25 protein-coding genes are annotated in these 21,948 nt (G+C 73.6%); 11 read left to right on the top strand and 14 right to left on the bottom strand.

The features are described from left to right. Positions 1-15: 15 nt before the first annotated feature. The 6 genes from GBN72_RS23730 to GBN72_RS23705 form a co-directional block, all read right to left on the bottom strand. Entirely contained in the window at positions 16-2,205 is a 2,190-nt protein-coding gene (locus GBN72_RS23730; protein ID WP_246212814.1) for a hypothetical protein, read from the bottom strand. 71 nt (positions 2,206-2,276) lie between these two features. Continuing rightward, positions 2,277-3,050, bottom strand: a complete 774-nt coding sequence (locus GBN72_RS23725) for a class I SAM-dependent methyltransferase (RefSeq protein ID WP_151773922.1) — start codon at positions 3,048-3,050, stop codon at positions 2,277-2,279. Between the two features lie 211 nt (positions 3,051-3,261). Beyond that, positions 3,262-4,236, bottom strand: coding sequence for a prolyl aminopeptidase (gene pip, locus GBN72_RS23720; RefSeq protein ID WP_246212812.1), 975 nt, complete (start codon positions 4,234-4,236; stop codon positions 3,262-3,264). Further along, positions 4,229-4,915, bottom strand: coding sequence for a DUF998 domain-containing protein (locus GBN72_RS23715; RefSeq protein WP_164540840.1), 687 nt, complete (start codon positions 4,913-4,915; stop codon positions 4,229-4,231). Before GBN72_RS23715 ends, pip begins: the two co-directional genes overlap by 8 nt. Positions 4,916-5,064: 149 nt before the next feature. Beyond that, entirely contained in the window at positions 5,065-5,484 is a 420-nt protein-coding gene (locus tag GBN72_RS23710) for a VOC family protein (RefSeq protein WP_151773920.1), read from the bottom strand. Positions 5,485-5,494: 10 nt separating this feature from the next. Next, positions 5,495-5,914: a helix-turn-helix transcriptional regulator gene (locus GBN72_RS23705; protein ID WP_151774183.1), complete on the bottom strand. Its 420-nt coding sequence runs from the start codon at positions 5,912-5,914 to the stop codon at positions 5,495-5,497. Positions 5,915-5,981: 67 nt separating this feature from the next. Between GBN72_RS23705 and GBN72_RS23700 the strand changes: the two genes are divergently transcribed. Together GBN72_RS23700 and GBN72_RS23695 are read left to right on the top strand one after the other, a co-directional pair. After that, the gene (locus GBN72_RS23700; protein ID WP_151773919.1) at positions 5,982-6,953 is read left to right on the top strand and encodes an LLM class F420-dependent oxidoreductase; all 972 of its coding nucleotides are present in this window, start codon (positions 5,982-5,984) and stop codon (positions 6,951-6,953) included. 97 nt (positions 6,954-7,050) lie between these two features. Then, positions 7,051-7,494 (top strand): SsgA family sporulation/cell division regulator, encoded by a 444-nt coding sequence (locus tag GBN72_RS23695; protein WP_151773918.1) that lies wholly within the window; start codon positions 7,051-7,053, stop codon positions 7,492-7,494. A gap of 101 nt (positions 7,495-7,595) precedes the next feature. Here GBN72_RS23695 and GBN72_RS23690 read toward each other — a convergent pair whose 3' ends face one another. Then, positions 7,596-8,078 carry a DUF6328 family protein gene (locus GBN72_RS23690; protein WP_164540861.1) on the bottom strand — a complete coding sequence of 161 codons (483 nt, stop codon included), beginning with the start codon at positions 8,076-8,078 and terminating at the stop codon, positions 7,596-7,598. 328 nt (positions 8,079-8,406) lie between these two features. Here GBN72_RS23690 and GBN72_RS23680 point away from each other — a divergent pair, with 328 nt between their 5' ends. Continuing rightward, entirely contained in the window at positions 8,407-8,754 is a 348-nt protein-coding gene (locus GBN72_RS23680) for a hypothetical protein (RefSeq protein ID WP_151773915.1), read from the top strand. Between the two features lie 90 nt (positions 8,755-8,844). On the opposite strand, the gene GBN72_RS23675 is transcribed toward GBN72_RS23680, so the two are convergent. After that, the gene (locus tag GBN72_RS23675; protein ID WP_151773914.1) at positions 8,845-9,828 is read right to left on the bottom strand and encodes an aldo/keto reductase; all 984 of its coding nucleotides are present in this window, start codon (positions 9,826-9,828) and stop codon (positions 8,845-8,847) included. 159 nt (positions 9,829-9,987) lie between these two features. Here GBN72_RS23675 and GBN72_RS23670 point away from each other — a divergent pair, with 159 nt between their 5' ends. After that, a complete protein-coding gene (locus GBN72_RS23670) occupies positions 9,988-10,440 on the top strand; it encodes an SRPBCC family protein (protein ID WP_151773913.1) in 453 nt (150 codons plus the stop codon). A 25-nt stretch (positions 10,441-10,465) separates the two neighbouring features. Here GBN72_RS23670 and GBN72_RS23665 read toward each other — a convergent pair whose 3' ends face one another. From GBN72_RS23665 to GBN72_RS23655, 3 genes are all read right to left on the bottom strand, one after another. Continuing rightward, positions 10,466-11,185, bottom strand: coding sequence for a ribonuclease H family protein (locus GBN72_RS23665; protein WP_151773912.1), 720 nt, complete (start codon positions 11,183-11,185; stop codon positions 10,466-10,468). A gap of 60 nt (positions 11,186-11,245) precedes the next feature. Further along, positions 11,246-12,043: a VOC family protein gene (locus tag GBN72_RS23660; protein WP_151773911.1), complete on the bottom strand. Its 798-nt coding sequence runs from the start codon at positions 12,041-12,043 to the stop codon at positions 11,246-11,248. 121 nt (positions 12,044-12,164) lie between these two features. Further along, positions 12,165-12,662, bottom strand: coding sequence for a VOC family protein (locus GBN72_RS23655; protein WP_151773910.1), 498 nt, complete (start codon positions 12,660-12,662; stop codon positions 12,165-12,167). A 196-nt stretch (positions 12,663-12,858) separates the two neighbouring features. Here GBN72_RS23655 and GBN72_RS23650 point away from each other — a divergent pair, with 196 nt between their 5' ends. Then, on the top strand, positions 12,859-13,494 hold the full coding sequence (locus GBN72_RS23650; protein ID WP_151773909.1) for a ClpP family protease: 636 nt from the start codon (positions 12,859-12,861) through the stop codon (positions 13,492-13,494). A gap of 2 nt (positions 13,495-13,496) precedes the next feature. Next, positions 13,497-14,090 (top strand): ClpP family protease, encoded by a 594-nt coding sequence (locus tag GBN72_RS23645; protein ID WP_151773908.1) that lies wholly within the window; start codon positions 13,497-13,499, stop codon positions 14,088-14,090. 529 nt (positions 14,091-14,619) lie between these two features. On the opposite strand, the gene GBN72_RS23640 is transcribed toward GBN72_RS23645, so the two are convergent. The 3 genes from GBN72_RS23640 to mgrA all read right to left on the bottom strand — a co-directional run bounded on the left by GBN72_RS23640 (position 14,620) and on the right by mgrA (position 16,727). Next, positions 14,620-14,979 carry a helix-turn-helix domain-containing protein gene (locus GBN72_RS23640; RefSeq protein WP_246212811.1) on the bottom strand — a complete coding sequence of 120 codons (360 nt, stop codon included), beginning with the start codon at positions 14,977-14,979 and terminating at the stop codon, positions 14,620-14,622. A gap of 121 nt (positions 14,980-15,100) precedes the next feature. Beyond that, a complete protein-coding gene (locus GBN72_RS23635; RefSeq protein ID WP_151773907.1) occupies positions 15,101-15,553 on the bottom strand; it encodes an ATP-binding protein in 453 nt (150 codons plus the stop codon). A 175-nt stretch (positions 15,554-15,728) separates the two neighbouring features. Further along, complete coding sequence (mgrA, locus tag GBN72_RS23630) at positions 15,729-16,727, bottom strand: L-glyceraldehyde 3-phosphate reductase (RefSeq protein ID WP_151773906.1); 999 nt, start codon at positions 16,725-16,727, stop codon at positions 15,729-15,731. A gap of 111 nt (positions 16,728-16,838) precedes the next feature. Here mgrA and GBN72_RS23625 point away from each other — a divergent pair, with 111 nt between their 5' ends. The 5 genes from GBN72_RS23625 to GBN72_RS23605 all read left to right on the top strand — a co-directional run bounded on the left by GBN72_RS23625 (position 16,839) and on the right by GBN72_RS23605 (position 21,912). Then, entirely contained in the window at positions 16,839-17,351 is a 513-nt protein-coding gene (locus tag GBN72_RS23625; RefSeq protein WP_151773905.1) for a mycothiol transferase, read from the top strand. 143 nt (positions 17,352-17,494) lie between these two features. After that, positions 17,495-17,953 carry an SPW repeat protein gene (locus tag GBN72_RS23620; RefSeq protein ID WP_151773904.1) on the top strand — a complete coding sequence of 153 codons (459 nt, stop codon included), beginning with the start codon at positions 17,495-17,497 and terminating at the stop codon, positions 17,951-17,953. Between the two features lie 223 nt (positions 17,954-18,176). Further along, on the top strand, positions 18,177-18,440 hold the full coding sequence (locus GBN72_RS23615) for a GlsB/YeaQ/YmgE family stress response membrane protein (RefSeq protein WP_151773903.1): 264 nt from the start codon (positions 18,177-18,179) through the stop codon (positions 18,438-18,440). Between the two features lie 207 nt (positions 18,441-18,647). Then, entirely contained in the window at positions 18,648-20,294 is a 1,647-nt protein-coding gene (locus tag GBN72_RS23610; protein ID WP_151773902.1) for an alpha/beta hydrolase, read from the top strand. Between the two features lie 226 nt (positions 20,295-20,520). Further along, the gene (locus tag GBN72_RS23605; RefSeq protein WP_151773901.1) at positions 20,521-21,912 is read left to right on the top strand and encodes a PP2C family protein-serine/threonine phosphatase; all 1,392 of its coding nucleotides are present in this window, start codon (positions 20,521-20,523) and stop codon (positions 21,910-21,912) included. Positions 21,913-21,948 lie beyond the last annotated feature (36 nt).

Genomic DNA, 21,948 nt, shown 5'->3' with positions numbered 1-21,948 from the left:
TCGTGCCGTCCCGTGTCAGCCCTGGCCCGCCCCCGCGGAGGCGAGCAGCGCGCGGGCGCGGAGCCGGAATGCCTCGTCCTGGCGGATGATCCGGTTCTCCAGCCCGGAGCGGACGATCCGCGCGTCGCCCTCGGCGAGGCGCTCGAGGCGGCGCAGGCAGTCGGCGGGGAGGGCGCCGATGCCCATGACCTCCAGGACGTCGAGCGCGCCCGTCGGGTCGGCGTCCTGCTCGGCCGCCTCCAGCACGGCGGAGGCGAGGGCGGGGCGGTCGAGGGTCGCCGGGTCGGCGACGGCGCAGAGGGCGAGGACCGCGGCCGGTGTCCGGCCCGGGTCGGTGAGAAGGGCTTCCAGACGGGCCGTCAGCGGGCGTCCGGCCGGCCCTGTCCGGGCCGCCGCGCGGGCCGCGCGTCCCGCCGTCCAGCACGCCCAGGGGTCGTCCGCGGTCCGGGCCAGGACGGAGTCCAGGACCGCGACGGCCGTGGCGGTGTCGCCCTCGACGGCGCACAGCGCCCCCGCGATCGCCGTGTCGGCGTCGAGGACGGGGTGGATGAGCGGGTCGTCCGGGCCGCTGAGGGCGGCTCGCAGCGCGGGGGCGAGCGGCACGGCCCGGGGCCCCAGTTCCGCCGCCGCCGAGGCGGCCTCCGCCACCTCCCTGGGCCCCTCCGAGAGCCGCCGGGCCAGGCAGCGCAGCAGGGGCCCGTCGTCACCGGTGAGGGCGTGCAGCGCCTTTGCGGCGATCAGCGCGCCGTCGCCTCCGGGTTCGGCCTCGGCGACGGGGCGCAGCGCCTCGGCCGCCGCGGCGCGCTCGCCGGGCGGGCGGACCGCGGCGATCGCGGCGACGGCCGGAGCCACCTGGGTGGGGAAGCGCGTCAGGACCGCCCGGAGTTCCGGGAGCGCCGCGGCGGACCGGACGCCCCATGCCGTCAGCAGGCGGGTGAGCTGCCAGGGTTCGTTGCCCACCAGGTCGTCCGGGCACCGCAGGCGGCGCCGCACGGCGTCGAGGAGGCCGTCGTCGTACGGGAGGACGACGCCGTCGCCCGGAGCGTGGAGTCCAGCCGCGGCGTTCAGGGCGCGCGGCCGTCGCCCGAGCGCGCGCGCCAGCAGCGGCACGGCGTCGGCGGGAGCGACCAGCACGAGGGCGGCGAGCACACGGTCCGCGTGGTCGTCCTTCCGGTCCGGGTTCCGGCCGGCGAGCGGGGCCAGCGCCGGCGCGGCCTGCGCGGCGGCGGGGCCCAGGCGTTCGAACAGCGAGGCGAGACCGAGCAGACCCCGCTCGTCGGGGGTGCCCCCCGCACCGGCGCCGACCGAGGCCAGCAGCCCGGGAAGCAGCCGCCGCGGTGCGCTGCGGGAGAGCATGCAGGCGCGGTCCGCCGCCCACCGCGCCTCCGAGCGCACCTCCTCCCGCACGTCGCGCAGGGCCTCGTCGAGCAGCGCGAACGCCGCCTCACGCTCGGCCTCACCACCCCGGCCGAGCAGTGCCTCGACGACCGCGCACAGCGGCTCGCCGCGTTCCGGCTGGGTGCCGGCCGACATCAGCGGGTCGGCCGGCAGGACGGACAGCATGACGGTGTGGTGCGCGCCGCTCCACGGCACTCCCGCGTCCAGGGCGGCGAAGACGGCGGCCAGGCGCAGCTCGGCGGGCCGGCCGACGTCCAGGACACCGGCGGCCGTCTCCGCGCCGAGCGCGGGGTCGAGGCGGGCGATCGCGGTCAGCACCTCGGCCCGCACGGCCGGGTCGTGCTCCCTCTCCCACCGGGCGCGGAGGGCGGGCAGCACGAGCGCGGACGCCCGGCTGTGCGCGACGGCCCAGGCAGCCCACCGCCGGACGTCCCGCTCGTCGGCGTCCAGCAGGGGCAGCAGCAGCGGGACCTGGCGTGCCACGGCCTCCCGGACCGCGCCCGGCGCCACCGCGTGGTCGTCCTCGCTCTCGGCCATGCCGCCGAGGAGCGCCAGCACGTCGGCGGTCCGGTGTCCGGCCGCCGCGATGCGGGCCAGGAAGGGCACGGTCTCGACGGTCGCGGCGTACACCGTGCCCTGGTGCAGCACGCACCCGTACAGCTCGGACAGCGCCTCGTCGGCCGCGTCGTCGTCCGGCCCCGCCAGGGCGCGCAGCAGGTCGGGGAGGCCGTCGGCGGCTCCGTAGGCGTGGGAGACGGCGGACCAGGGACGGTCGTCCAGGCCGTCGAGAGCGTGTGCGATTTCCATGGTCGGCATGGTGCCAGGCCACTCCGACACCAGGCACCGCGGGCGGCATCACGGCATCCGCGCGGCGCGCCTCAGGCCCGCTGCAGCGGCCTGCGGAAGAGACCGGCCCAGAGAAACGCTTCGCCGAACGTCTCATCGTCGGGGTCCGGCCGCCGCATCCGGCGGAGCTCCACCTCGGTCAGGTCGGAGAAGATCCACCGCAGGTCGTCGTCGCCGTACGCCACTCCCCCGTGCGCGCGGGCGTCCCGGTAGAGGTCGAGGTCGGAGAGCTCGGTCCCGGAGTTCTCCGCTCCCGTGGCGAAGCAGCTGAGGCCGAAGGTGCCGCCGGGGGCGAGGAAGCGGTCGAGGAAGGCCAGGTAGCCGACGCGGCGGTGGGGCGGCAGGTGGTGGAAGCAGCCCGAGTCGTAGATCAGGTCGTACGGCCCGTCGAGGTCCGACTCGGTCAGGGTGAAGGCGTCGGCGCGGTGGAAGGCCGCCTCGACGCCGGCCTCCTCGGCCCGCTCCCGGGCCCACCTCAACGCCGTCGGGGAGAGGTCCACCGCGTCGACGGCGAATCCGTGACGCGCCAGGTGAACGGTGTTGCGGCCGGGCCCGCACCCCAGGTCCAGGGCGCGGCCGCGCAGGCCGGGGGTGACGAGGCCGCGGTCGAGCCAGGACGCCAGGCTCTCGTCGGGCCGGGACGCGAAGAAGGGAACGCCCCGTGTGCGGTCGGAGTAGAAGCGGTCCCACCAGTCGGCGGCACCGTCCGTCCACCGGTCGGCGGCGGGCCCGAAGAGCCCGTCCAGCAGCCGGAAGACGTCGTCGGCCGTGCGTACGCTGCGCATGCTCCGTGAGGTGTGGTCCATGCCCGGATCCTAGGCTCCACAAGGGAGTCGGCCCAGGTCACAGCGATGACGCGGAGCCCGCGTACGGCCCGTCGGCGGACCGCGCGCGTCATGCCGGGACCCCTCGCCGAGGGGGTCGCGCCGTGCGGCGGGCGGTGCCCGCGTGGGTCGTGACGGCCCGGTTCCGCGGGAACCCGAGGGCACGTTTCGCCGCTCTTCGCCGCGCCTGACGTCAGTGCCCCGCGAACCGGTCCAGCGCGGCCAGGACGTGGCGGCGCGTGGTCCCTCCGCCGAGGTGTCCCTCCCGCCCCACGGTGATCAGCTCGGCGTCCGGCCAGTTGCGGCACAGCTGCCACGCGGTGTCCAGCGGGGAGCTCAGGTCGATCGCGCCGTGCACCAGGACGCCGGGGATGCCGGCCAGCCGGTGGGCGTCGCGGATGAGCTGCCCCTCCTCCAGCCAGGCGCCGTGGGCGAAGTAGTGCGAGCAGATGCGCACCATCGCCAGCATCGCCTCCGACGGCCGCCCGCTGTACGGCTTGGCCTCCTTGCCGCCCTCCGCGGAGAGCACGGCGTCCTCCCACGCGCACCAGTCGGCGGCGGCCCGGGACCGCACCTCGGGGTCGGGGTCTGCCATCAGCCGCGCGTACGCCCCGACGACGTCGCCGTCCGGCGCGGTGCCCGGCACTCCGGCGAGGAAGCGTTCCCAGTCCCGCGGGAAGAAGCGCCCCACCCCGCGGTAGAGCCAGTCGATCTCCGAGCGCCGGGTGGTGGTGACCCCCGCGACGACGATCTCCAAGACCCGTTCGGGATGCGTCTCGGCGTAGGCCAGGAGCAGCGTGGAGCCCCAGGAACCGCCGTACAGCAGCCAGCGGTCGATCCCCAGCGTCTCGCGCAGCAGCTCCATGTCCGCGATCAGGTGGCCGGTGGTGTTGTGCTCCATGGGGGCCGACGGGTCGCTCGCGTGCGGGGTGCTGCGGCCGCAGTTGCGCTGGTCGAACAGGACGACCCGGTACCGCTCGGGGTCGAAGACCCGCCGGGCCCTGGGCGAGCACCCCGAGCCCGGGCCGCCGTGCACCACCACGGCGGGTCTGCCTTCGGGGTTGCCGCAGACCTCCCAGTACACCCGGTTGCCGTCGCCCACGTCGAGCAGCCCGCTCGCGTAGGGCTCCACCTGCGGGTACAGCCCTGACGTTTCCGGCTCAGACACGGCGCTCCCCCTCCTGCGGCCGGCGCTCCGGCGTGGACCGCGCCACCCTACCGGTCCGTCCGAACAGGCCGGCCACCCCGAGCGCGAAGGCCCACAGCAGGATCGGGTAGGCGGCGACGCGCTCCATCCCGCCCATGCCCAGACCGAGGTCCTGATGGAGCAGCAGCAGCACGCAGGCGGTGGACGCGACGACGCCCAGCGCCGCCGCACCCCACCGCCACACCCCGGCGACCCGGTCCGACAGACCTGCCGCCGACAGGAGCAGCCCCACGTTCCCGACCCCTATCCCCAGCAGGGCGCCCAGCACGTGCAGGCGTTCGTCGACGTCGGCGGGGGCGAGGCCGACCAGCGCGAAGCCGGCGGCCGCCGTCCCGAGTGCCACCCGGGCCGCGGTGCCGGCGGGCCCGCCCCGCCAGAGACCACCGGCCAGCACCACCCCGGCCAGGAACAGCACGCCCAGGGCGACGAACGAGGCGTTCATCAGGGCGTGTTCGGGCGAGCAGACGTAGCGTGGCGCCGGCTCGCGGCCCTGCGGGCCGCAGGTGACGTTGCCCAGGTCGCTGATGTTGTGCGCCGCCCAGCTGTACGGGCGGTTCCACGCGGACTCGACGATCGAGTGGACCGCGAAGAACTGCGCGACCCCCACCGCCCACACGGCGTGCCCCAGCCGGTCCCTCACCTGTGCCTCCCTCGCACGACGATCGTGCGACCAGTCGACCAGGGCACAAGGTTTCGGGCACGCCGGGCACGCCGGGCGCGCCGGGCCGTCCGGCGGCCGAGGAGGGCGTGGGCCCGCCGGCCGCCGGCCGCCTCACCCGGCGGGCCGGGTCAGCCCTTCCGCTGCTGCTGGAAGCGGACCATGTTCCCGGCGGGGTCACGGAAGGCGCAGTCGCGCACGCCGTAGTGCTGGTCGGTCGGCTCCTGCAGGACCTCGCCGGTGCCGCTGGAGCGGATGCGCTCGAAGGTGGCGTCAACGTCCTCGGTGGCGAAGATGACGGCGCGGAGCAGCCCCTTGGCGAGCAGCTCGGCCATGGCCCGCTGGTCGGCGGGCGAGGCGTTCGGGTCGGCGAGCGGCGGCTCCAGCACCACGGAGACGTCCGGCTGGGACGGGGCGCCCAGGGTCACCCAGCGCATGTTCTCGAACCCGACGTCGTTGCGCACCTCCAGCCCGAGGGCGTCGCGGTAGAAGGCGAGCGCCTTGTCGTGGTCGTCGACGGCGATGAAGCACTGCGAGAGCGTGATGTCCATGGGCACCACGCTAGGCGCCGGGCCCGGTGCGCGCTTCTCCGTTCCTGACCGGTCGCGTGTAGAGCTTGGCGACGCAGGGCGGGACGGCTGCGTCCGCCGAGTGGTCGCGGGCCCGGTAGGCGCTCGGGGTCTCGCCGACCAGTTCGGTGAAGCGCGAGCTGAACGACCCGAGGGAGGTGCACCCGACCGCGAAGCAGACCTCGGTGACCGACATGTCGCCCCGGCGCAGCAGGGCCTTGGCCCGCTCGACGCGGCGCGTCATCAGATAGCTGTACGGCGTCTCGCCGAAGGCGGCGCGGAAGCTGCGCGAGAAGTGCCCCGGTGACATCAGGGCGACGCCGGCGAGTGCGGGTACGTCGAGCGGCTGTGCGTAGTCGCGGTCCATCGTGTCGCGCGCCCGGCGCAGCCGGACCAGATCCTCGAGCATCACCCGTCCAGCCTCCCACAGCGCACCGACGGTCCAGTTTTTCGTCCGTTGTGCCGGGAACGCGGCGGTCATGGTGCAAATCGGATACACGATGATGACCGAGCAGGCCGGTCCGCGGGAACTGGTCGAGCATGTGGTGCGGGCCGAGGAGGCCGGTTTCGACTTCTCGGTGACCTCCGACCACTACTTCCCGTGGCTGCGCGAACAGGGGCACGCCCCGTACGCCTGGGCGGTGCTGGGCGCGGCGGCGCAGGCGACCACGCGGATCCCGCTGATGACGTACGTGACCTGCCCGACGTTCCGCTACCACCCCGCCGTGGTGGCGCAGAAGGCGGCGACCCTGCAGCTGCTGTCGCAGGGCCGCTTCCGGCTGGGGCTGGGGTCCGGCGAGAGCCTCAACGAGCACGTCACCGGCGAGGGCTGGCCCACGGTGGACGTGCGGCACGAACGGTTCGAGGAGGCCGTGGAGATCATCACGGCGCTCCTGGAGGGCGGACACCTGACCTACCACGGGGAGCACTTCCAGGTGGACTCCGCCAAGCTGTGGGACCTGCCCGAGCGACCGCCGCAGATCGGGATCGCGGTCTCCGGCGAGCAGTCCTGCGCGCTGGCCGGGCATTACGCCGACCTGGTGATCGCCACCGAGCCGAAGAAGGAGCTGCTGGACCTGTTCGACCAGCACGGCGGTGAGGGCAAGCCGCGCGTCGGGCAGCTCCCGGTCTCCTTCGACCCCGACCGGGAGACCGCGGTCCGGCGTGCGCACGAGCAGTTCCGGTGGTTCGGGCTGGGCTGGAAGGTCAACGCCGAGCTCCCCCACCCGGACTCGTTCTCCTCCGCCACGCAGTTCGTGCGGCCGGACGACGTGGCCGCCTCGATCCCCTGCGGTGACGATCCGGAGGCCTTCGTCGAGGCGGTGCGGCCCTACGCCGAGGCCGGGTTCACCGAGGTCGCCCTGGTGCAGATCGGCGGGGAGTCCCAGCACACGTTCCTGGAGTGGTCCGAGCGCATCCTGCTGCCGGAGTTGCGCAACGCCTTCGGATGACCTCCCCCATGCCGGAAGTCGGTGGTCATGGGTGCGGGGAGCGGGGGTAACAGGGTGTGCACGGTAGTACATCTCGTCCACTCCCCCGGAGGTCTCGATGAAGTCGAGCGCGTTCGTGCACAGGGCCGTTGTGATGCAGCTCCAGTCGGGCGGGAGCGGCAGCGACGCCAACCGTTTCGCGGTGCTCGCGCACCTGAGCTACGACATGGAGGACCCGTTCGCGGTCACCGCGACCTTCAGCCACGACGGCCGGGTGCTGGCCCGCTGGCGACTGGCCCGCGAGATGCTCGCGGAGGGCCTGCGCCGTCCGGTCGGCGAGGGCGACGTGCGGTTCTCCCCCCGCTACGCCCGCGGCTGGCACGAGCTGCGCATGGACTTCTACGGGGAGCACAAGGGCGACGGCGAGCGCCACCACGCCGTCGTCCACGCCTGGGCTCCGGCCGTGGAGCGGTTCCTGGAGGAGAGCTACCGGGTGGTGGCTCCCGGCGACGAGCACGTCGAGGTGGACGGCTTCCTCTCGGAGCTGCTGGCCAACGGGTGAGGCGCCCTCGGCGCGCACGGGGATGCCGGACGAGCGGACGAAGGCCCGGTCCCGCGGAAGCGGGCCGGGCCTTCGTCGTGCCGCGACGGCGGTCGGCGCGGCTACTTCGAGGTGTAGCGGTAGCGGGTCCACAGGGGCAGCACGAACCAGCACAGGACGTACCAGGCCAGCACCCCGGCGACCAGGTACGGCACGAAACCGTCGTGGGTGGCGACGCGGAGGATGAGCAGCAGCGCCGAGGTCATGGTCGCCAGCAGGAGCACCAGTCCGGTGAAGGTCACCCGGGCCGCCCACTGGACGGCCTGCGGCTTGACCCGGCGGCCGGAGACGATGCGGTGCAGGGCGACGGGCGCGATCAGCGCGCCGGTCGTCATCGCGCCGAGCACCACGGTGACGAGGTAGATCCCCCGGTCGGTCTCGCCCAGTTCCTGGTACCCGGGCTGGAAGACGACGGTGAGCAGGAAGCCGAAGAGGATCTGCACGCCGGTCTGGGCGACCCTGACCTCCTGGATCAGCTCGCCCCACTTCCGGTCGGCCGCCTCCTCCTCGGTCTCGTTGCGGCCCTTGTTGAGCCGCCGGCCTATGCCGTCGCCGAGGCCGTCGTCGTCTCCGGCCGTGTCGCCGGGTCGGTTACCGGTCACCCTTCCTCCTGTCCGCGGGGGCCTTGTACGACAGCCCCTTCTGCCCGGAGTTCCCCGGGTCAACCGGCATATGGGAGGACCGGCGGGTTGTCGTCCACCTGACCGGAAGAACCGGAAGAACCGGAAGGACCGGAAGGACCGGAAGGACCGGAAGGACCGCGGGGACCGCAGGGAGCACGGAGGCGGTGGCGGCGGTTTCGGGGACCGCCCGCACGGTTACCCGTCAGGCTGCAAGAAGCCAGGCGATCTCGGCCGAGGGGACCCGCGGAACATGACCGGCACACAGCTCACCATCACCCTCACCGGAGGGCACTGCTCCGACGCCCAGGCGGTCCTGCGCACCCTGGAGCCCGTCTTCGGGCCTCCGGACTCGCAGCCCAAGGACGAGCACGCCACGGTGCACACCGCGATCTTCGGAGAGACGGAGAGTTCCGCTCCCACCCCGCCCGACACCTCCGGCCGCACCGGGGTCGCCGACCCGATGACGGTGACCCTGCAGGGCACTCCCGAGGCGGTCCACAAGGCCGGCGAGACGCTGGCGGCGACGTTCACGGTACGCGACCGGGGGACCGTCTCCGGGGACCAGGAACAGGAGCGGGAACTGCTCATCGAGGCGTGACCCGGACAGGCGGACGCACGGAGGGCGGGGCCGTTCCCCTGGGAACGGCCCCGCCCTCCGTCTTCGGCGCGCCGGAGGCCGACAGGCGGACTACCAGCGGTTCTCGACCTGCTCCTTGATCCGGCGGTCGTAGAGGTCGCGGATGGACGCCAGCGTCTCCTCGGAGAGCGGCGGCAGGCCGGCCGCGGCGGCGTTGGTGCGGGCCTGCTCGGGGTTGCGGGCGCCGGGGATCACGGTGGTGACTCCGGGCTGCTGCATGATCCAGCGCAGTGCGGCCTGGGCCGGGGTGAAGCCCACGGGCACCAGCCCGGAGAACTCCGCGGCGGCCTCGACGCCGCTCCCATAGTCCACCCCGGAGAAGGTCTCGCCCTGGTCGAAGGCCTCGCCGTGCCGGTTGAAGGTCCGGTGGTCGTTGGCGGCGAAGACGGTGTCCTTGGTGTACTTGCCGGACAGCAGCCCGGAGGCGAGCGGGACGCGGGCGATGATGCCGACGCCGGCCTCCGCCGCGGCCGGCAGCACCTCGAGCAGGGGCTTCATCCGGAACGGGTTGAGGATGATCTGCACGCTGGCCACGTGCGGCCGGGCGATCGCGGTGAGGGCCTCGGCGCAGGTCTCGACGCTGACGCCGTAGGCGGCCGTGCGGCCCTCCTCGACCATGGTGTCCAGGGCGTCGAACACCTCGTCGGAGGAGTAGACGGCCGTGGGCGGGCAGTGCAGCTGGACCAGGTCCAGCCGCTCCACTCCGAGGTTGCGGCGGGAGCGGTCGTTCCACGCCCGGAAGTTCTCCAGGACGTAGTTCTCCGGGATCTGGTCGACGCGGCGCCCCATCTTCGTGGCGACGGTGATGTCCAGGTCCGGGCGGCCGCGCAGGAACGCGGCGATGGTCTGTTCGCTGCGTCCGTCCCCGTAGACGTCCGCGGTGTCGAAGAAGGTGACGCCGGCCTCCGCCGCCGCCTCGAGGACGGCCAGCGCGTCCTTCTCCTCGACGTCGCCCCAGTCGGCGCCCAGCTGCCAGGTGCCGAGTCCGATGGCCGAGAGACTCCGGCCCGACCTGCCGATTACTCGCTGTTCCATGCGGATCAGTCTGTCACGCCCGGTCACCGTCCCCGTCGCCGGGCCGCGCCCCCCGGAGCTTTACGGAAAGAGTCCTTCCGCTTCTTCGCCGAACCCCGTTTGCCTCCCGGGCGGGCGGCAAGACGCACGGCACGCAACCTACGCGAAGGAGGACATCACGTGTCCGTGATCGAGGAATCCATCGAGGTCCGCGTTCCTGTGCACACCGCGTACAACCAGTGGACGCAGTTCGAGACCTTCCCCGAGTTCATGAGCGGGGTCGAGCGGATCGAGCAGCGCACCGACACCCTCACGCACTGGGTGACCAAGGTCGACGGCGTCAAGCGCGAGTTCGACGCGGAGATCACCGAGCAGATCCCCGACGAGTGCGTCAGCTGGACCACCGTCGGCGGGGAAACCTCGCAGGAGGGCCGGGTGACCTTCCAGCCGGTCGCCCCGGGCGCCACCAAGGTGAACCTCCGCATGCGGCTCCGGCCGGAGGGCGCGGCCGAGAAGATCGGCGACAAGCTGGGCTTCGTGGAGCGCAACGCCAAGGCCGATCTGCAGCGCTTCAAGAAGTTCATCGAGGAGCGCGGCACCGAGACCGGTGAGTGGCGCGGCACCGTGCTCTGACGCCGCCGCGCCGGTGAGGCCGGCCTCAGCCGGCCGCGCGGCACTCCGGGTGCCCCCAGCCCTGCCCGTTCTTGGCGATGGGCTCGCCCGCCGGGTAGCCGCGACCGCAGACCCCGCACCTGCCCGGGAACTTGGCCTTGATGGTCCGTGCCGACGCCCCGGCCGAGGCGGCCCGCCCGCCCGTACGCGACGCACGCGTACGGGCGGGCGTCTTCTTCGCGGCGGGCGTCGGCGACGGCGGGGGCTCGGGGGAACCGAGGCCGCTGCCCGCGGGTTCCTGGGCGGTCGCGGCCTGGCTGGCGGCCCGGTCCGCGAAGTCGTTGAGCGGGTCGCCGTCGACCTGGTGCGCGGCGACGTACCGGAACTCCACGGTGCGGCCGGCCAGCAGCTCGTCGATCCGGACGACCAGGTCGCGGTTGGCGACGGGCTTGCCGGCGGCCGTCCTCCAGCCGTTGCGCTTCCAGCCGGGCAGCCAGGTGGTGACGGCCTTCATGGCGTACTGGGAGTCCATCCGGACCTCGAGCGGCACCTCGGGGTCGGTGGCGGCGAGCAGCCGCTCCAGGGCCGTCAGCTCGGCGATGTTGTTGGTCGCGGTGCCGAGGGGGCCGGCCTCCCAGCGGGTGGGGGTCTCCGGAGCGGTCGCGCTCCCGGCCAGGACCCAGGCCCAGGCGGCGGGACCGGGGTTTCCCTTGCAGGCGCCGTCGCAGGCGGCGACCAGTCGTTCAGCACGCATGGACACGATCATCCCACGCACGCCACGCGGCCCCGCCCCGAGGGGAACGGGACCGCGTGGAACCGGGAGGCGTCAGCCGACCTCGTCGAGCGGCGGCATCTCGCCCTCCGTCGTGTCGGGGTCGAGGACCGAGAAGGGCGCGCCGTGCGGGTCGGTGAGGGTGGCGAACCGGCCGAAGGGACTGGTCTCCGGCCCGAACCGGACCTGAGCGCCGAGCTTCTTCGCCTTGGCGACGGCCTCGTCGCAGTCGGCGACGGCGAAGTAGACGTTGATGTGCGGGGGCACCTCCGGCGGGAAGTCCTCCGTCATCCTCATCCGGCCGAGCAGCGGGGCGCCGTTCAGCTCGTACACCCTGAAGTCGATCTTGTCGTCGGGCATGCTCTTCTGGCTGTAGGAGAAGACGGCGGGGAAGAACCCGTCCGACTTCTCGGCGTCGCGGGTGTAGATCTCGGCCCAGCAGAAGGCGCCCGGCGTGCCGACGGCGTCGAAGCCCGTGTGCTTGCCCGGCTGCCAGAGGCCGAAGACCACGCCGCCGGGGTCGCGTGCGATGCACATGGTGCCGAAGTCGGCGACCTGCATCGGCTCGAGGACGATCTCCCCGCCGCTCTCCCGGATCCGCGCGGCGGTGGCCGCGGCGTCGGGGGTGGCGAGGTAGAGACACCAGGCGGATTGCTCCTCCGCCCCGGGCATCGGCGGGACGACGGCGGCGACCGCCTTGCCGTCCGCGTAGGCCTCCGTGTAGTTGCCGAACTCGGTGCTGGACTCGCCGAAGGTCCAGCCGAGGACCTCTCCGTAGAACTTCTTGGCCCCTTCCAGGTCGGCGAACATCGCGTCCGCCCAGATCGGGGTGCCCTCGGGTTGTGCGGCCATGGTGCGGCCTCCGTTCGTGGATGGTTCGGTTTCCATGCTGCCCGGGTCGCGGCCACGCCGCGCGTCGCCGGAAGCGTCGCCGGCGGGCGCCGGGCAGCGGGGCGGACGGGTGGCGGGACGCTCAGGCGGCGTCGCGGGCCGCGCGCAGTTCCTCGACGTCGAGCCGCCGCATCGTGAGCATCGCGGCCATGGCCCGGGCGGCCTTCTCGCGGTCGGGGTCGCGCATGATCTCCAGGGCCTCCTTGGGGATCACCTGCCAGGACAGCCCGTACTTGTCCTTGAGCCAGCCGCACTGGCTCTCCTGGCCGCCGTCGCCGATCAGGGTGTTCCAGTAGTGGTCGGCCTCCTCCTGGCTGTCGCACATGATCTGGAACGAGATCGCCTCGTCGAAGTGGAAGAGCGGCCCGCCGTCGAGGGCGGAGAACCGCTGGCCGTTCATGGTGAACTGGACCTCGGCGGACGACCCGGAGTCGTCCGGGACGATCTTCTCCGGGCCGTTCTCGGAGAACCGGTCCACCCGCTCGATGCGGGAGTCCGGGAAGACCGAGACGTAGTAGTTGGCCGCTTCCTCCGCCTGGTTGTCGAACCAGAGGCAGGTGATGAATCCGTTGCTGTCCATCGGTTCCTCCCGATTGTCCGTCGTTCATCACTGTCGACCGGCGGGGCGGTGAAAACTCATCGGACGTGGCCGGGCGACGTGCTCCTCTGCCCTCGGCAGATCTGCCGCAGGCAGAGAAACGCCCTGGTGAGGGGCGCGGCGGGGCACATTCGAGGCAGCACACCGCTTCGGGAACGAGTCTTCAGGAGGACCTCGGATGCTTCCACCGCAGTACGCCCCCCGGGCGCAGGACGGCGACACCCCGTACACGCGCTTCGACGACCACCTGGCGTCGGCGCTCCTGGCGCAGCGGATCGTGGTGCTCGGCACCCAGGTGGACGAGGTGTCCGCCAACCGGGTCTGCGCCCAGCTGCTCGTGCTCTCCGCGGAGGACCCGCGGACCGACATCGGCCTCTACATCAACAGCCCGGGCGGCTCGGTGACCGCCGGTCTCGCCGTCTACGACACGATGCGGGCGATCCCGAACGACGTCTCGACCCTGGTGATGGGGTTCGCGGCCAGCATGGGCCAGTTCCTGCTGACCGTGGGCGCGCCGGGCAAGCGGTACGCGCTGCCCAACGCGCGGATCATGATGCACCAGCCGTCGGCCGGCATCGGCGGCACGGCGGCCGACGTGGAGATCCAGGCGGAGAACCTCCAGTACACCCGGCGGCAGATCGAGCGGATCCTCTCCGAGCACACCGGGCAGAGCGAGGACACCATCGCCCGGGACTCCGACCGGGACCGCTGGTTCACCGCCGGACAGGCCCGGGAGTACGGGATGGTCGACCGCCTGGTGGACTCCTTCGACGAGGTGCGTCCCAGCGCCTCCCGACGCCGGACGGGGCTGTGATCATGGGAAGCTACACGGTTCCGTACGTGACCGAGCGCACGGCTCGGGGCGAGCGGTCCTCCGACGTGTTCAGCCGCCTGCTGTCGGAGCGGATCGTCTTCCTGGGCACCGAGATCGACGACGGGGTGGCGAACGTGGTCATCGCCCAGTTGCTCCACCTGGAGTCCGAGGCCCCCGACCACGAGATCGCGCTGTACCTCAACTCCCCCGGTGGCTCCGTCACTTCGCTGATGGCGATCTACGACACGCTGCGCTTCGTACGCGCGCCGATCGCCACCTTCTGCGTGGGGCAGGCGGCGTCGACGGCGGCGGTGCTGCTGGCGGGCGGCGACCCGGGACGGCGGTTCGTGCTCGAGCACTCGCGGGTGCTGCTGGGTCAACCGGCCAGCGCGGGCAGCCAGGGGACGGTGGCCGACCTCGCCCTGCGGGCGCGGGAGATCGGCCGGATCCGGGCCCAGGTGGAGGAGGTGCTCGCCCGGCACACCGGTCACGACACGGCGGCGCTGCGGGCGGACATGGACCGGGACAAGGTGTTCACCGCCGAGGAGGCGGTGGCCTACGGCCTGGCGGACGAGGTGCTGACCGAGCGTCGCTGACCCCGACCCGGGCCGCGACCCCCAAGGCCCCGTCGGCGGGCCCGGCCCCGGGGCCCCCGACCGCGGGCCCCGGCCAGGGGCTTCGGTCTCGGGGCCAGGCAGAGGGCTTCGGCGCCTTGAGGCCCGACCCGGGGGCCCCGACCGCGGGCTCCGGCCATCGGGCCCGGCGTTGGGACCCCGGAACACGGAACCACGGGCCCCGGCCCAGGGGCCGCGGGCCTCGGTCCTGAGGCCGGGCCTCGGGCCCCGACCACGGGCCCCGCCATGGGACCCCGACCGAGAACCCCGGCCCGAGGGCCCGGCCGCGGGCTTCGGGACCGGCGTCGGGACCCTGACCACGGGCCCCGGCCCAGGGGCCGCGGGCCTCGGTCTTGAGGCCGGGCCTCGGGCCCCGACCACGGGCCCCGCCTTGGGACCCCGACCGTGGTGCCCCGACCGTGGGGCCCGGCCTCCGGGCCCTGGGCCGGGGCCCACGGCCCGCGGGCTTCGGCCGGCGCCGCCGGGGCGCGCCCGCGTCACCGGGCGCGCGTCAGGCGGCCAGGCAGAGGCCGCCGCGGTGCGGCACCGCGGCCGACAGGGCGCCGGGCACGGCGCCCGAGCGGGCCGCGAGGAGGCTGTGGACACGGATGAGGAGGTCCCCCAGACCGAGCCCCAGCGCCCGGGCGGCGGCCGCGAGCACCTCCGAGGAGGCCTCCTTGCGGCCCCGTTCCAGCTCCGACAGATAGGGCATGGAGATCCGCGCGGCCTCGGCGACCTCCTTGAGGGTGCGCCCCTGGGCGAGCCGCTCGCGGCGCAGCACCTCGCCGACGAGGTCGCGCCACAGCGGCTCCCTGGCACGGGCCGGGCGGCGGAGGGGGACGGGGGCCGGGGAGGTCGCGTGGTCGCTCACCCCTCTCACCCTAGGCCGCTCCCCGGCCCCGGCAAGACGGCCGGTCGAGGTTCCGCTCAGAGGTGAATCCCCCGGCGGCAAGCCGGGGCCGGCCGCGGCCGGGGGACCGCGGCGGGGCGGCTCAGCCACCCAGACGAAGGGTGGCGCGTATCCGCTTGCCGACCGGGACGCGCTCCACCACGACCTCGTCGGCGACCGCGTGGACGATCTCCAGGCCGTGCCGGCCGACGCGCTCGGGGTCGCGGGGGAAGATCTGCGGCAGGGCGACGCTGCTGTCGTAGACCGTCACGGTCACGGAGTTGTCCGAGCCCTCGAGTTCGAGGATGTACGGACCGTGGCTGTGCCGGTCCGCGTTGGTGACCAGCTCGCTGACGACCAGGAGCAGTTCGCCGCCGTAGCGCTCGTCGGCGGTGGCGCACCACTCGTTCCTCAGCTGCTCGAGGAACTGCCCCGCGAACTCCCGCGCCTCGGCGATGCATCCCGGCTCACCGGTGAAGTGCGTCGCACGCCGCAGGGGCTCCACGGGCACGTCGAAACCCGTTGTCGCCACGGCCCCGTCCAGGTGCTCGATCATGCGTGTCTCTCTCGGCTGCCGGCCCGGCCGGATACTGATGCGCCTCTCCTTCTACCCGGGTGCGGCCCTGTCACTCCCCCCGATTCGGATGACCTGTGACCCCCCGTTCACGGTGCGTGGGCCCCGCGGGGAGGGGAACACCCCCGCGGGGCCCGTACACCGGGTCGGCCGTGCGTCAGCCGGCGGCGCGGACGATCGCGTCGATCCGGGACAGCTCGTCGTCGGAGAAGTCCAGGTTGCCGATGGCGGCGACCGAGTCCTCCAGCTGCTGCGGGCTGCTGGCGCCGACCAGTGCGGAGGTGACGCGGCCGCCCCGCAGCACCCAGGCGAGTGCCATCTGGGCCAGCGACTGGCCGCGCGCGGCGGCGATGCCGTTCAGCGCGCGCAGGTGCCCGACGAGCTCCGTGGTCACCTTCTCGGCGGTCAGGAAGGGGCTGTCGCTCGCGGCGCGGGAGCCCTCCGGGATGCCGTCGAGGTAGCGGGAGGTGAGCAGGCCCTGCTCGAGCGGCGAGTAGACGATGGAGCCGACCTGGAGTTCGTCCAGCGTGTCGAGCAGGCCGGTCTCCTCGGGACGGCGGTCGAGCATCGAGTACCGGGGCTGGTGGATCAGCAGGGGCGTGCCGAGGCCGGCGAGGATGCGGGCCGCCTCGCGGGTCTGCTCCGGCGAGTAGTTGGAGACGCCCACGTAGAGCGCCTTGCCCTGCTGCACGGCGGAGTGCAGCGCCCCCATGGTCTCCTCGAGCGGGGTGTCCGGATCGGGGCGGTGCGAGTAGAAGACGTCCACGTACTCGAGCCCCATCCGGGACAGGCTCCGGTCCAGCGAGGAGAGCAGGTACTTGCGCGAGCCCCACTCGCCGTACGGCCCGTCCCACATCAGGTAGCCGGCCTTGGTGGAGATGACCATCTCGTCACGGTAGGGCCGCAGTTCGGCCTTGAGCGCCTCGCCGAAGGCGGCCTCGGCGGCGCCCGGGGGCGGGCCGTAGTTGTTGGCGAGGTCGAAGTGGGTGATCCCGAGGTCGAAGGCGCGCCGCAGGATGGCCCGCTGGGTCTCGACGGGGCGGTCGGGACCGAAGTTGTGCCACAGGCCGAGCGACAGCGCGGGAAGCTTCAGGCCGCTGCGTCCGGTGCGCCGGTAGGGCATCTGCTCGTAGCGGCCGGGATGGGCGGTGTACAACGCGACTCCTGGGGTTCGGCGTGTCCGGTGGTGCGCGATCACTCTTCCTCACCGACCCTCTCCCGGTCCAACCGCCGAGCGGGGTGACGCGATCCGGCGGAGGCTGGAGACATGCACGCAAAGGACATTCTGATCGAGGGATACGGCAGGATCCGCGAGGAGGTGCACGCGGCGGTCCACGGCCTGGACGCGGAGCGGCTCGCCACGCCCCCCGCCCCGGGGGCGAACCCGGTGGCCTGGCTGGTGTGGCACCTGACGCGGGTGCAGGACGACCACGTCTCGGACGTCGCGGGCCTGGAGCAGGTCTGGACGGCACAGGACTGGCACGGCCGCTTCGGGCTGTCCCTGCCGGCCTCCGACACCGGTTTCGGGCACGACCCGGCGAAGGTGGCGGCGGTGCGGGTCGGCTCCCCCGATCTGCTGACCGGCTACTACGACGCGGTGCACGAGCAGACGCTGCGCTTCCTGCGCGCGCTGACCGCCGCCGAGCTGGAGCGGATCGTCGACGAGCGGTGGGACCCCCCGGTGACCCTGGGCGTCCGGCTGGTCAGCGTGCTTTCCGACGATCTCCAGCACGTGGGGCAGGCGGCCTACGTCCGGGGGTTGCTCGAGCGCGCCGGATGAGCCGTGGCGGAATGTTTCCGTGACCTGCATTACACATAACGGGTGAATCGGGGCAGAATGGAACAGGTGCGGGTCAACCGCCCCGCATTCGATTCCTTCCGCCGCACTCGCGGTCAGGCCTGAGATCTCGAAGGAGACGAGTCATGGCCAATGTCTCGCACCCGCGTGGTGACATGGCGAGTCACCCCGACGTGCTCGAAATGAGGGAGCAGTACGCCCGCTCCCAGCAGGGTCCGAATCTGGGAATGCTCGCCGCGCCGCTGTGTCTGGTCGGCGTGTACTGTGCCGCCTCGCCGTGGATCCTGCACTTCACCGGAAGCCAGCCCCCGATGGTCGCGCACAACGTGATCGTCGGCGCGGCGATAGCCGCCCTGGCGATCTGCGCGGCCGCCAACCCGACACGGATGAGCGGGCTCGGCTGGGCCGCCGCCGGTCTCGGCGTGTGGATGATCATCGCCCCCTGGGTGGTGGGCACCAACCCCGACGCCGGCGTGATCATCAGCAGCATCTGCGTCGGCGCCCTGGCGATCTGCCTCGGAGCGGCATGCGCGGCCCTGGGAATGAGGAAGGCCAAGGCCGGTAAGGCGTCATCGAGGTTCTGACGGCGCCCGTACCCCTGCGCACAAGGGCGGGGCCGGACCGGGTCACCCCGGTCCGGCCCCGCTTCCGCGCGTTCCGGCGCCCCGGGCCTTCACGCGCGTCACGTCGTCGCGCCGGTCCTGCCGAACCGCGCACGACACCCACGGTCCCGGCGGCCGGGGAGCGTGCGACCGCCCGCCGGGGGCAGAAGGACCGCAGGACGCATGCGAAGGGACGGGCGGAAAGATGGAGATCTCGGGCATCATCAGCGCGATTGTCATCGGCATCGTGATCGGCGTGCTGGGACGCCTCGTCGTGCCCGGACGCCAGCACATCGGAGTGCTGTGGACAATCGTGGTCGGCATCGCGGCGGCGCTGATCGGTTCGGCGCTCGCCGGGGCGTTCGGCATCTCGGACACCAACGGGCCCGACTGGCTGGAGTGGCTGATCCAGATCGCGCTGGCCGCCCTGGGCGTCGCGGCGCTGGACCGCAGCCGGTCGACGCGCTGACACGGCCTGCGAGGCGGAAGGCGCGGACGGCGCCCACGGCGGGACACACGCCGGCGGGGGCGGGGAGGACGGGTTCCTCCCCGCCCCCGCCGGCATGCCCGGCCCTCCGGGCCCCGGGCCCCGGTCCCCCGGGCGGACCGCGTGGGCGGGCGCGGCGGGCGGCACACGCCTAACGTGGGCTGCGGCCGTCCACCCCCGGAGGCTCGCATGCAGGGTCCGTGTTCCCTACGCGTCGCGGCCGGCACGGCCGCACTGGCCGCGCTCTGCGCGGCGCTGCCCGCCGTCCCGTCGGTGGCGGAGGGCGGCCCGGCGGAGCCGCCGCCCCGCCTGAGGCGCTTCTACGACCAGCGGGTCACCTGGCACCCCTGCGACTCCGAGGCCGCCCCGCGCGACCTCCAGTGCGGTGTCGTGACCGTCCCGCTGGACTACGCGCACCCCAAGCGCGGCTCCCTGAGGCTGGCGCTGGCCCGCCTGCGGTCCACCGGAGACCGGCCCCGCGGCTCGCTCGTCCTCAACTTCGGCGGCCCCGGCGGTGAGGGCGTCGGCCGGCTGGCCATGGCCGGCAAGGCCTTCATGCCCCTCGCCGAAGGCTACGACGTGGTCAGCTTCGACCCCCGCGGCGTCGGCCTCTCCTCCCCCGTGACCTGCGGCGAGGCCGCGTACTCCGGCTCCCCCGGGCAGGGCCGGGACGACGCGCCCGACGATCCGGACGACGGCCGACGCGAGAGCGCCTCCCCGGACCGGGTGGCCGACGGTGATCCGCAGCCCTACCTGCGCAGACTGCGGGAGATCGCCGAGGCCTGCGCCGCCGCCTCCGGCCCGGTGCTGGAGCACATGGGCACCGTGGACGCGGCTCGCGACATGGACGTCATCCGTCACGCCCTCGGCGACCGCCGGCTGAACTACCTCGGGTTCTCCTACGGCACCCGCCTCGGCGCCGTCTACGCCGCCCGGTTCCCGCACCGGGTCGGCCGGTTCGTCCTGGACGGCGTGGACACCCTCACCGCCTCCCCCGTCGAACAGGCCCGGGCCGGCGCCGCGGGCCAGCAGGCCGCGCTGGAGCGTTTCCTGGCCTGGTGCGTCCAGGACATCGGCTGCCCCTTCGGCCGCGACGCCCGCACCGCGCCGCGGCATGTGGAACGCCTGGTCGACATGCTGGACGCCCACCCGGCGCCCACGGGGGCCGGCCGCGGTTTCACCGGCCAGGACCTGGTGGCCGCCCTCGGTCAGGCGCTGTACAGCCGGGCGCTGTGGCCGCAGATGGAGCGGGCGGTGGCCGATCTGGTGGAGTACGGCGACCCGCGCGGCCTGCAGGGCCTCACCCCGGGCGCCTTCTCCCCGCCGGTGTTCCGCCGGGACGGGCCGCGCCGGGACGGGCCGCGCCGGTCCCGGCAGCCCGTCCCGCTGGACAACGCCCCGGCCGCGCTGCTGGCCGTCAACTGCGCCGACTCGCCCGAACGTCCCTCCGCGCGGCGCATCGCGGCGGAACTGGGGGCGATGCGGGCCTCCTACGAGAAGGCGTCCCCGGTCTTCGGCCGGTACCGGCTGGCCGAGGCGCTGATGTGCTACGGGCGGCCCCGCGGAACCGACTTCGTGCGCGAGGAGGTCCACGACCTCAGGTCGCCCAGGATGCTGCTGGTCGGCACCCGGGGCGACCCCGCCACTCCGTACCGCTGGACGGTGGAGACGGCCCGGCGGCTGGGCTCCTCGGCGGTGGTCCTGGACAACAAGGGCGAGGGGCACACGGGCTATGGTTCGTCACGCTGCGTACAACGGACCGTGGAGGCGTTCCTGCTTCTGGGCGAACTGAAGGGCGGTTCCTGCCCCGCCGAGGAGCCCGGTCCCGGCGCGTGACCCTCCGCCGTCAGGTCATGGGCTAGCTGCCAACTTCCCTGCGTGCAAGTGACGTTGGTCCCGGATCTCCGGGGCCGTAGGTCCCGAAAGACTCTGGCATATGCCAGAAGCACCACCGGATCGAGTGTTGCCGAATCCCTTACAGGCGGTGGCGAGCTGTGCGAGAGTCGTATCCGGTTCACCGACCGGCCCCGGCCGTACCGTCTCTTCGACACCGGAGTTCGTCATGCCGTCCCACCTGTCCGCGGATCGCCCCGCCGGCCGCTCGCCCTCCGGCGACAGCCCGGTCGAGGCCCTCATCGCGCGGACGCGGCAGCTGAGGACGGACATGGACGCGGTCCGCCGCGACACGGAGAGCAACGGCACGGACCCCCAGGACCGGTGGCAGCGTGCTCTGTACGACCTCGCGCTGCACCACCTGGAGGACCTCGACGAACACCTGGCGCAGCTCCGCGAAGGCCCTCCCCCCGCGGCCGGTTCCCCCGAGGCGCTGCCCGCCTCGCCGGCCGCGCCCGGCGCCGGACCGGCTCCGGCCCCCGGCCGGATCGGCAGCGCGGAGTGGGAACTGCTGACCGACGAGGTCCGCTGGTCCGCCGAGTTCTACGAGATCCTCGGCATGGATCCCACCGCCCACGCCCTCACCCTCGACGAGCTGCCCTCCCTGGTGCTCGACGAGGACCGGCCCCGGCTCACCGTCATGGTGACGGACTGCCTGGTCGACGGCCGGCCGATCGACGGCGAGTTCCGGATCACGCGTCCGGACGACGGCAGGGTGCGGACTGTGCACATGAAGGGCGAGCCCGTGCTCGACGCCGACGGCAACACCGCCTCCATGTGGGCGGTGCTGCGTGACGTCAGCGAACTGCGCCGTCACCGGCGGGCGGTGAGCGAGACCCGTGACTCGCTCCGTCGCGGCCGGCCGGCCCGGTCCGGGCAGGGGCTCGTGGTCGAGCCGCAGGAAGCCGTGCTCCCCCCGTGGCACGGCTCCCTGCGGCTCCCGCGGCAGGGCGGGCCCGGGTCACTGGAGCTGGCGGCGCGCCGGCTGCCGTCCTCCGAGCCCGGTGGGCCCGCGGGCGGCGACTGGTACGACGCCTGCGAACTCCCCGACGGGGAGACGCTGATCGCGTTCGGCACCCTGGCCGGCGAGCCGTCCGCTGTGGCCTCGGGCACGACGATGCTGATCGGGGCCCTGCGCGGTATGGCCATGGCCGGCGCCCCGCCGGGGCGGGCGGCGGTCTGGCTGGACGATCTGCTGCGCGGCAGCGCCCTGCCGGTCTCCGGCCCGGCGCTGTGCTGCCGGTACCGGACCGGGACCATGACGTTGCGGTGGTCCGGCTGTCCCGCCCCGGTGCTGTTCCGGGACGGGACGGGCCGGACGCTCCACTCCCCCGGCGGACAGGCCGAGGCGGAGCAACGGCTGGAGGCCGGCGACCTTCTGGTCCTCCACACCGCGGGGCTGGTCATCGGCGCGGAGGGCGAGCACCGGCTGACCGCCCTGGCCGGAAGCCTCCAGGGCGAACCGTCCGCGCAGGGCGCGGCACAGGTGCTGGCGGACGAGTTCGGCGACGACCGGGGCCGCGGCACCGGCTCCTTCCTGGTCGCCCGCGTGCACGACTGACACAGCGCTGACACGGCTGAACGGTCCGGGCCCGCC

The organism is Streptomyces abyssomicinicus, from assembly GCF_008974245.1.
In the GTDB taxonomy this organism is placed as follows: Bacteria; Actinomycetota; Actinomycetes; order Streptomycetales; family Streptomycetaceae; genus Streptomyces; species Streptomyces abyssomicinicus.
This window is presented reverse-complemented; position numbering and strand designations above follow the sequence as displayed.

Bases quoted from the DNA above. Each gene is read 5' to 3' on its own strand.
- GBN72_RS23730 (WP_246212814.1), bottom strand. From the start codon at position 2,205: ATGGAAATCGCACACGCTCTCGACGGCCTGGACGACCGTCCCTGGTCC.
- GBN72_RS23725 (WP_151773922.1), bottom strand. From the start codon at position 3,050: ATGGACCACACCTCACGGAGCATGCGCAGCGTACGCACGGCCGACGAC.
- GBN72_RS23710 (WP_151773920.1), bottom strand. From the start codon at position 5,484: ATGGACATCACGCTCTCGCAGTGCTTCATCGCCGTCGACGACCACGAC.
- GBN72_RS23700 (WP_151773919.1), top strand. From the start codon at position 5,982: ATGGTGCAAATCGGATACACGATGATGACCGAGCAGGCCGGTCCGCGG.
- GBN72_RS23695 (WP_151773918.1), top strand. From the start codon at position 7,051: ATGAAGTCGAGCGCGTTCGTGCACAGGGCCGTTGTGATGCAGCTCCAG.
- GBN72_RS23680 (WP_151773915.1), top strand. From the start codon at position 8,407: ATGACCGGCACACAGCTCACCATCACCCTCACCGGAGGGCACTGCTCC.
- GBN72_RS23675 (WP_151773914.1), bottom strand. From the start codon at position 9,828: ATGGAACAGCGAGTAATCGGCAGGTCGGGCCGGAGTCTCTCGGCCATC.
- GBN72_RS23665 (WP_151773912.1), bottom strand. From the start codon at position 11,185: ATGATCGTGTCCATGCGTGCTGAACGACTGGTCGCCGCCTGCGACGGC.
- GBN72_RS23660 (WP_151773911.1), bottom strand. From the start codon at position 12,043: ATGGCCGCACAACCCGAGGGCACCCCGATCTGGGCGGACGCGATGTTC.
- GBN72_RS23655 (WP_151773910.1), bottom strand. From the start codon at position 12,662: ATGGACAGCAACGGATTCATCACCTGCCTCTGGTTCGACAACCAGGCG.
- GBN72_RS23650 (WP_151773909.1), top strand. From the start codon at position 12,859: ATGCTTCCACCGCAGTACGCCCCCCGGGCGCAGGACGGCGACACCCCG.
- GBN72_RS23645 (WP_151773908.1), top strand. From the start codon at position 13,497: ATGGGAAGCTACACGGTTCCGTACGTGACCGAGCGCACGGCTCGGGGC.
- GBN72_RS23635 (WP_151773907.1), bottom strand. From the start codon at position 15,553: ATGATCGAGCACCTGGACGGGGCCGTGGCGACAACGGGTTTCGACGTG.
- GBN72_RS23625 (WP_151773905.1), top strand. From the start codon at position 16,839: ATGCACGCAAAGGACATTCTGATCGAGGGATACGGCAGGATCCGCGAG.
- GBN72_RS23620 (WP_151773904.1), top strand. From the start codon at position 17,495: ATGGCCAATGTCTCGCACCCGCGTGGTGACATGGCGAGTCACCCCGAC.
- GBN72_RS23615 (WP_151773903.1), top strand. From the start codon at position 18,177: ATGGAGATCTCGGGCATCATCAGCGCGATTGTCATCGGCATCGTGATC.
- GBN72_RS23610 (WP_151773902.1), top strand. From the start codon at position 18,648: ATGCAGGGTCCGTGTTCCCTACGCGTCGCGGCCGGCACGGCCGCACTG.
- GBN72_RS23605 (WP_151773901.1), top strand. From the start codon at position 20,521: ATGCCGTCCCACCTGTCCGCGGATCGCCCCGCCGGCCGCTCGCCCTCC.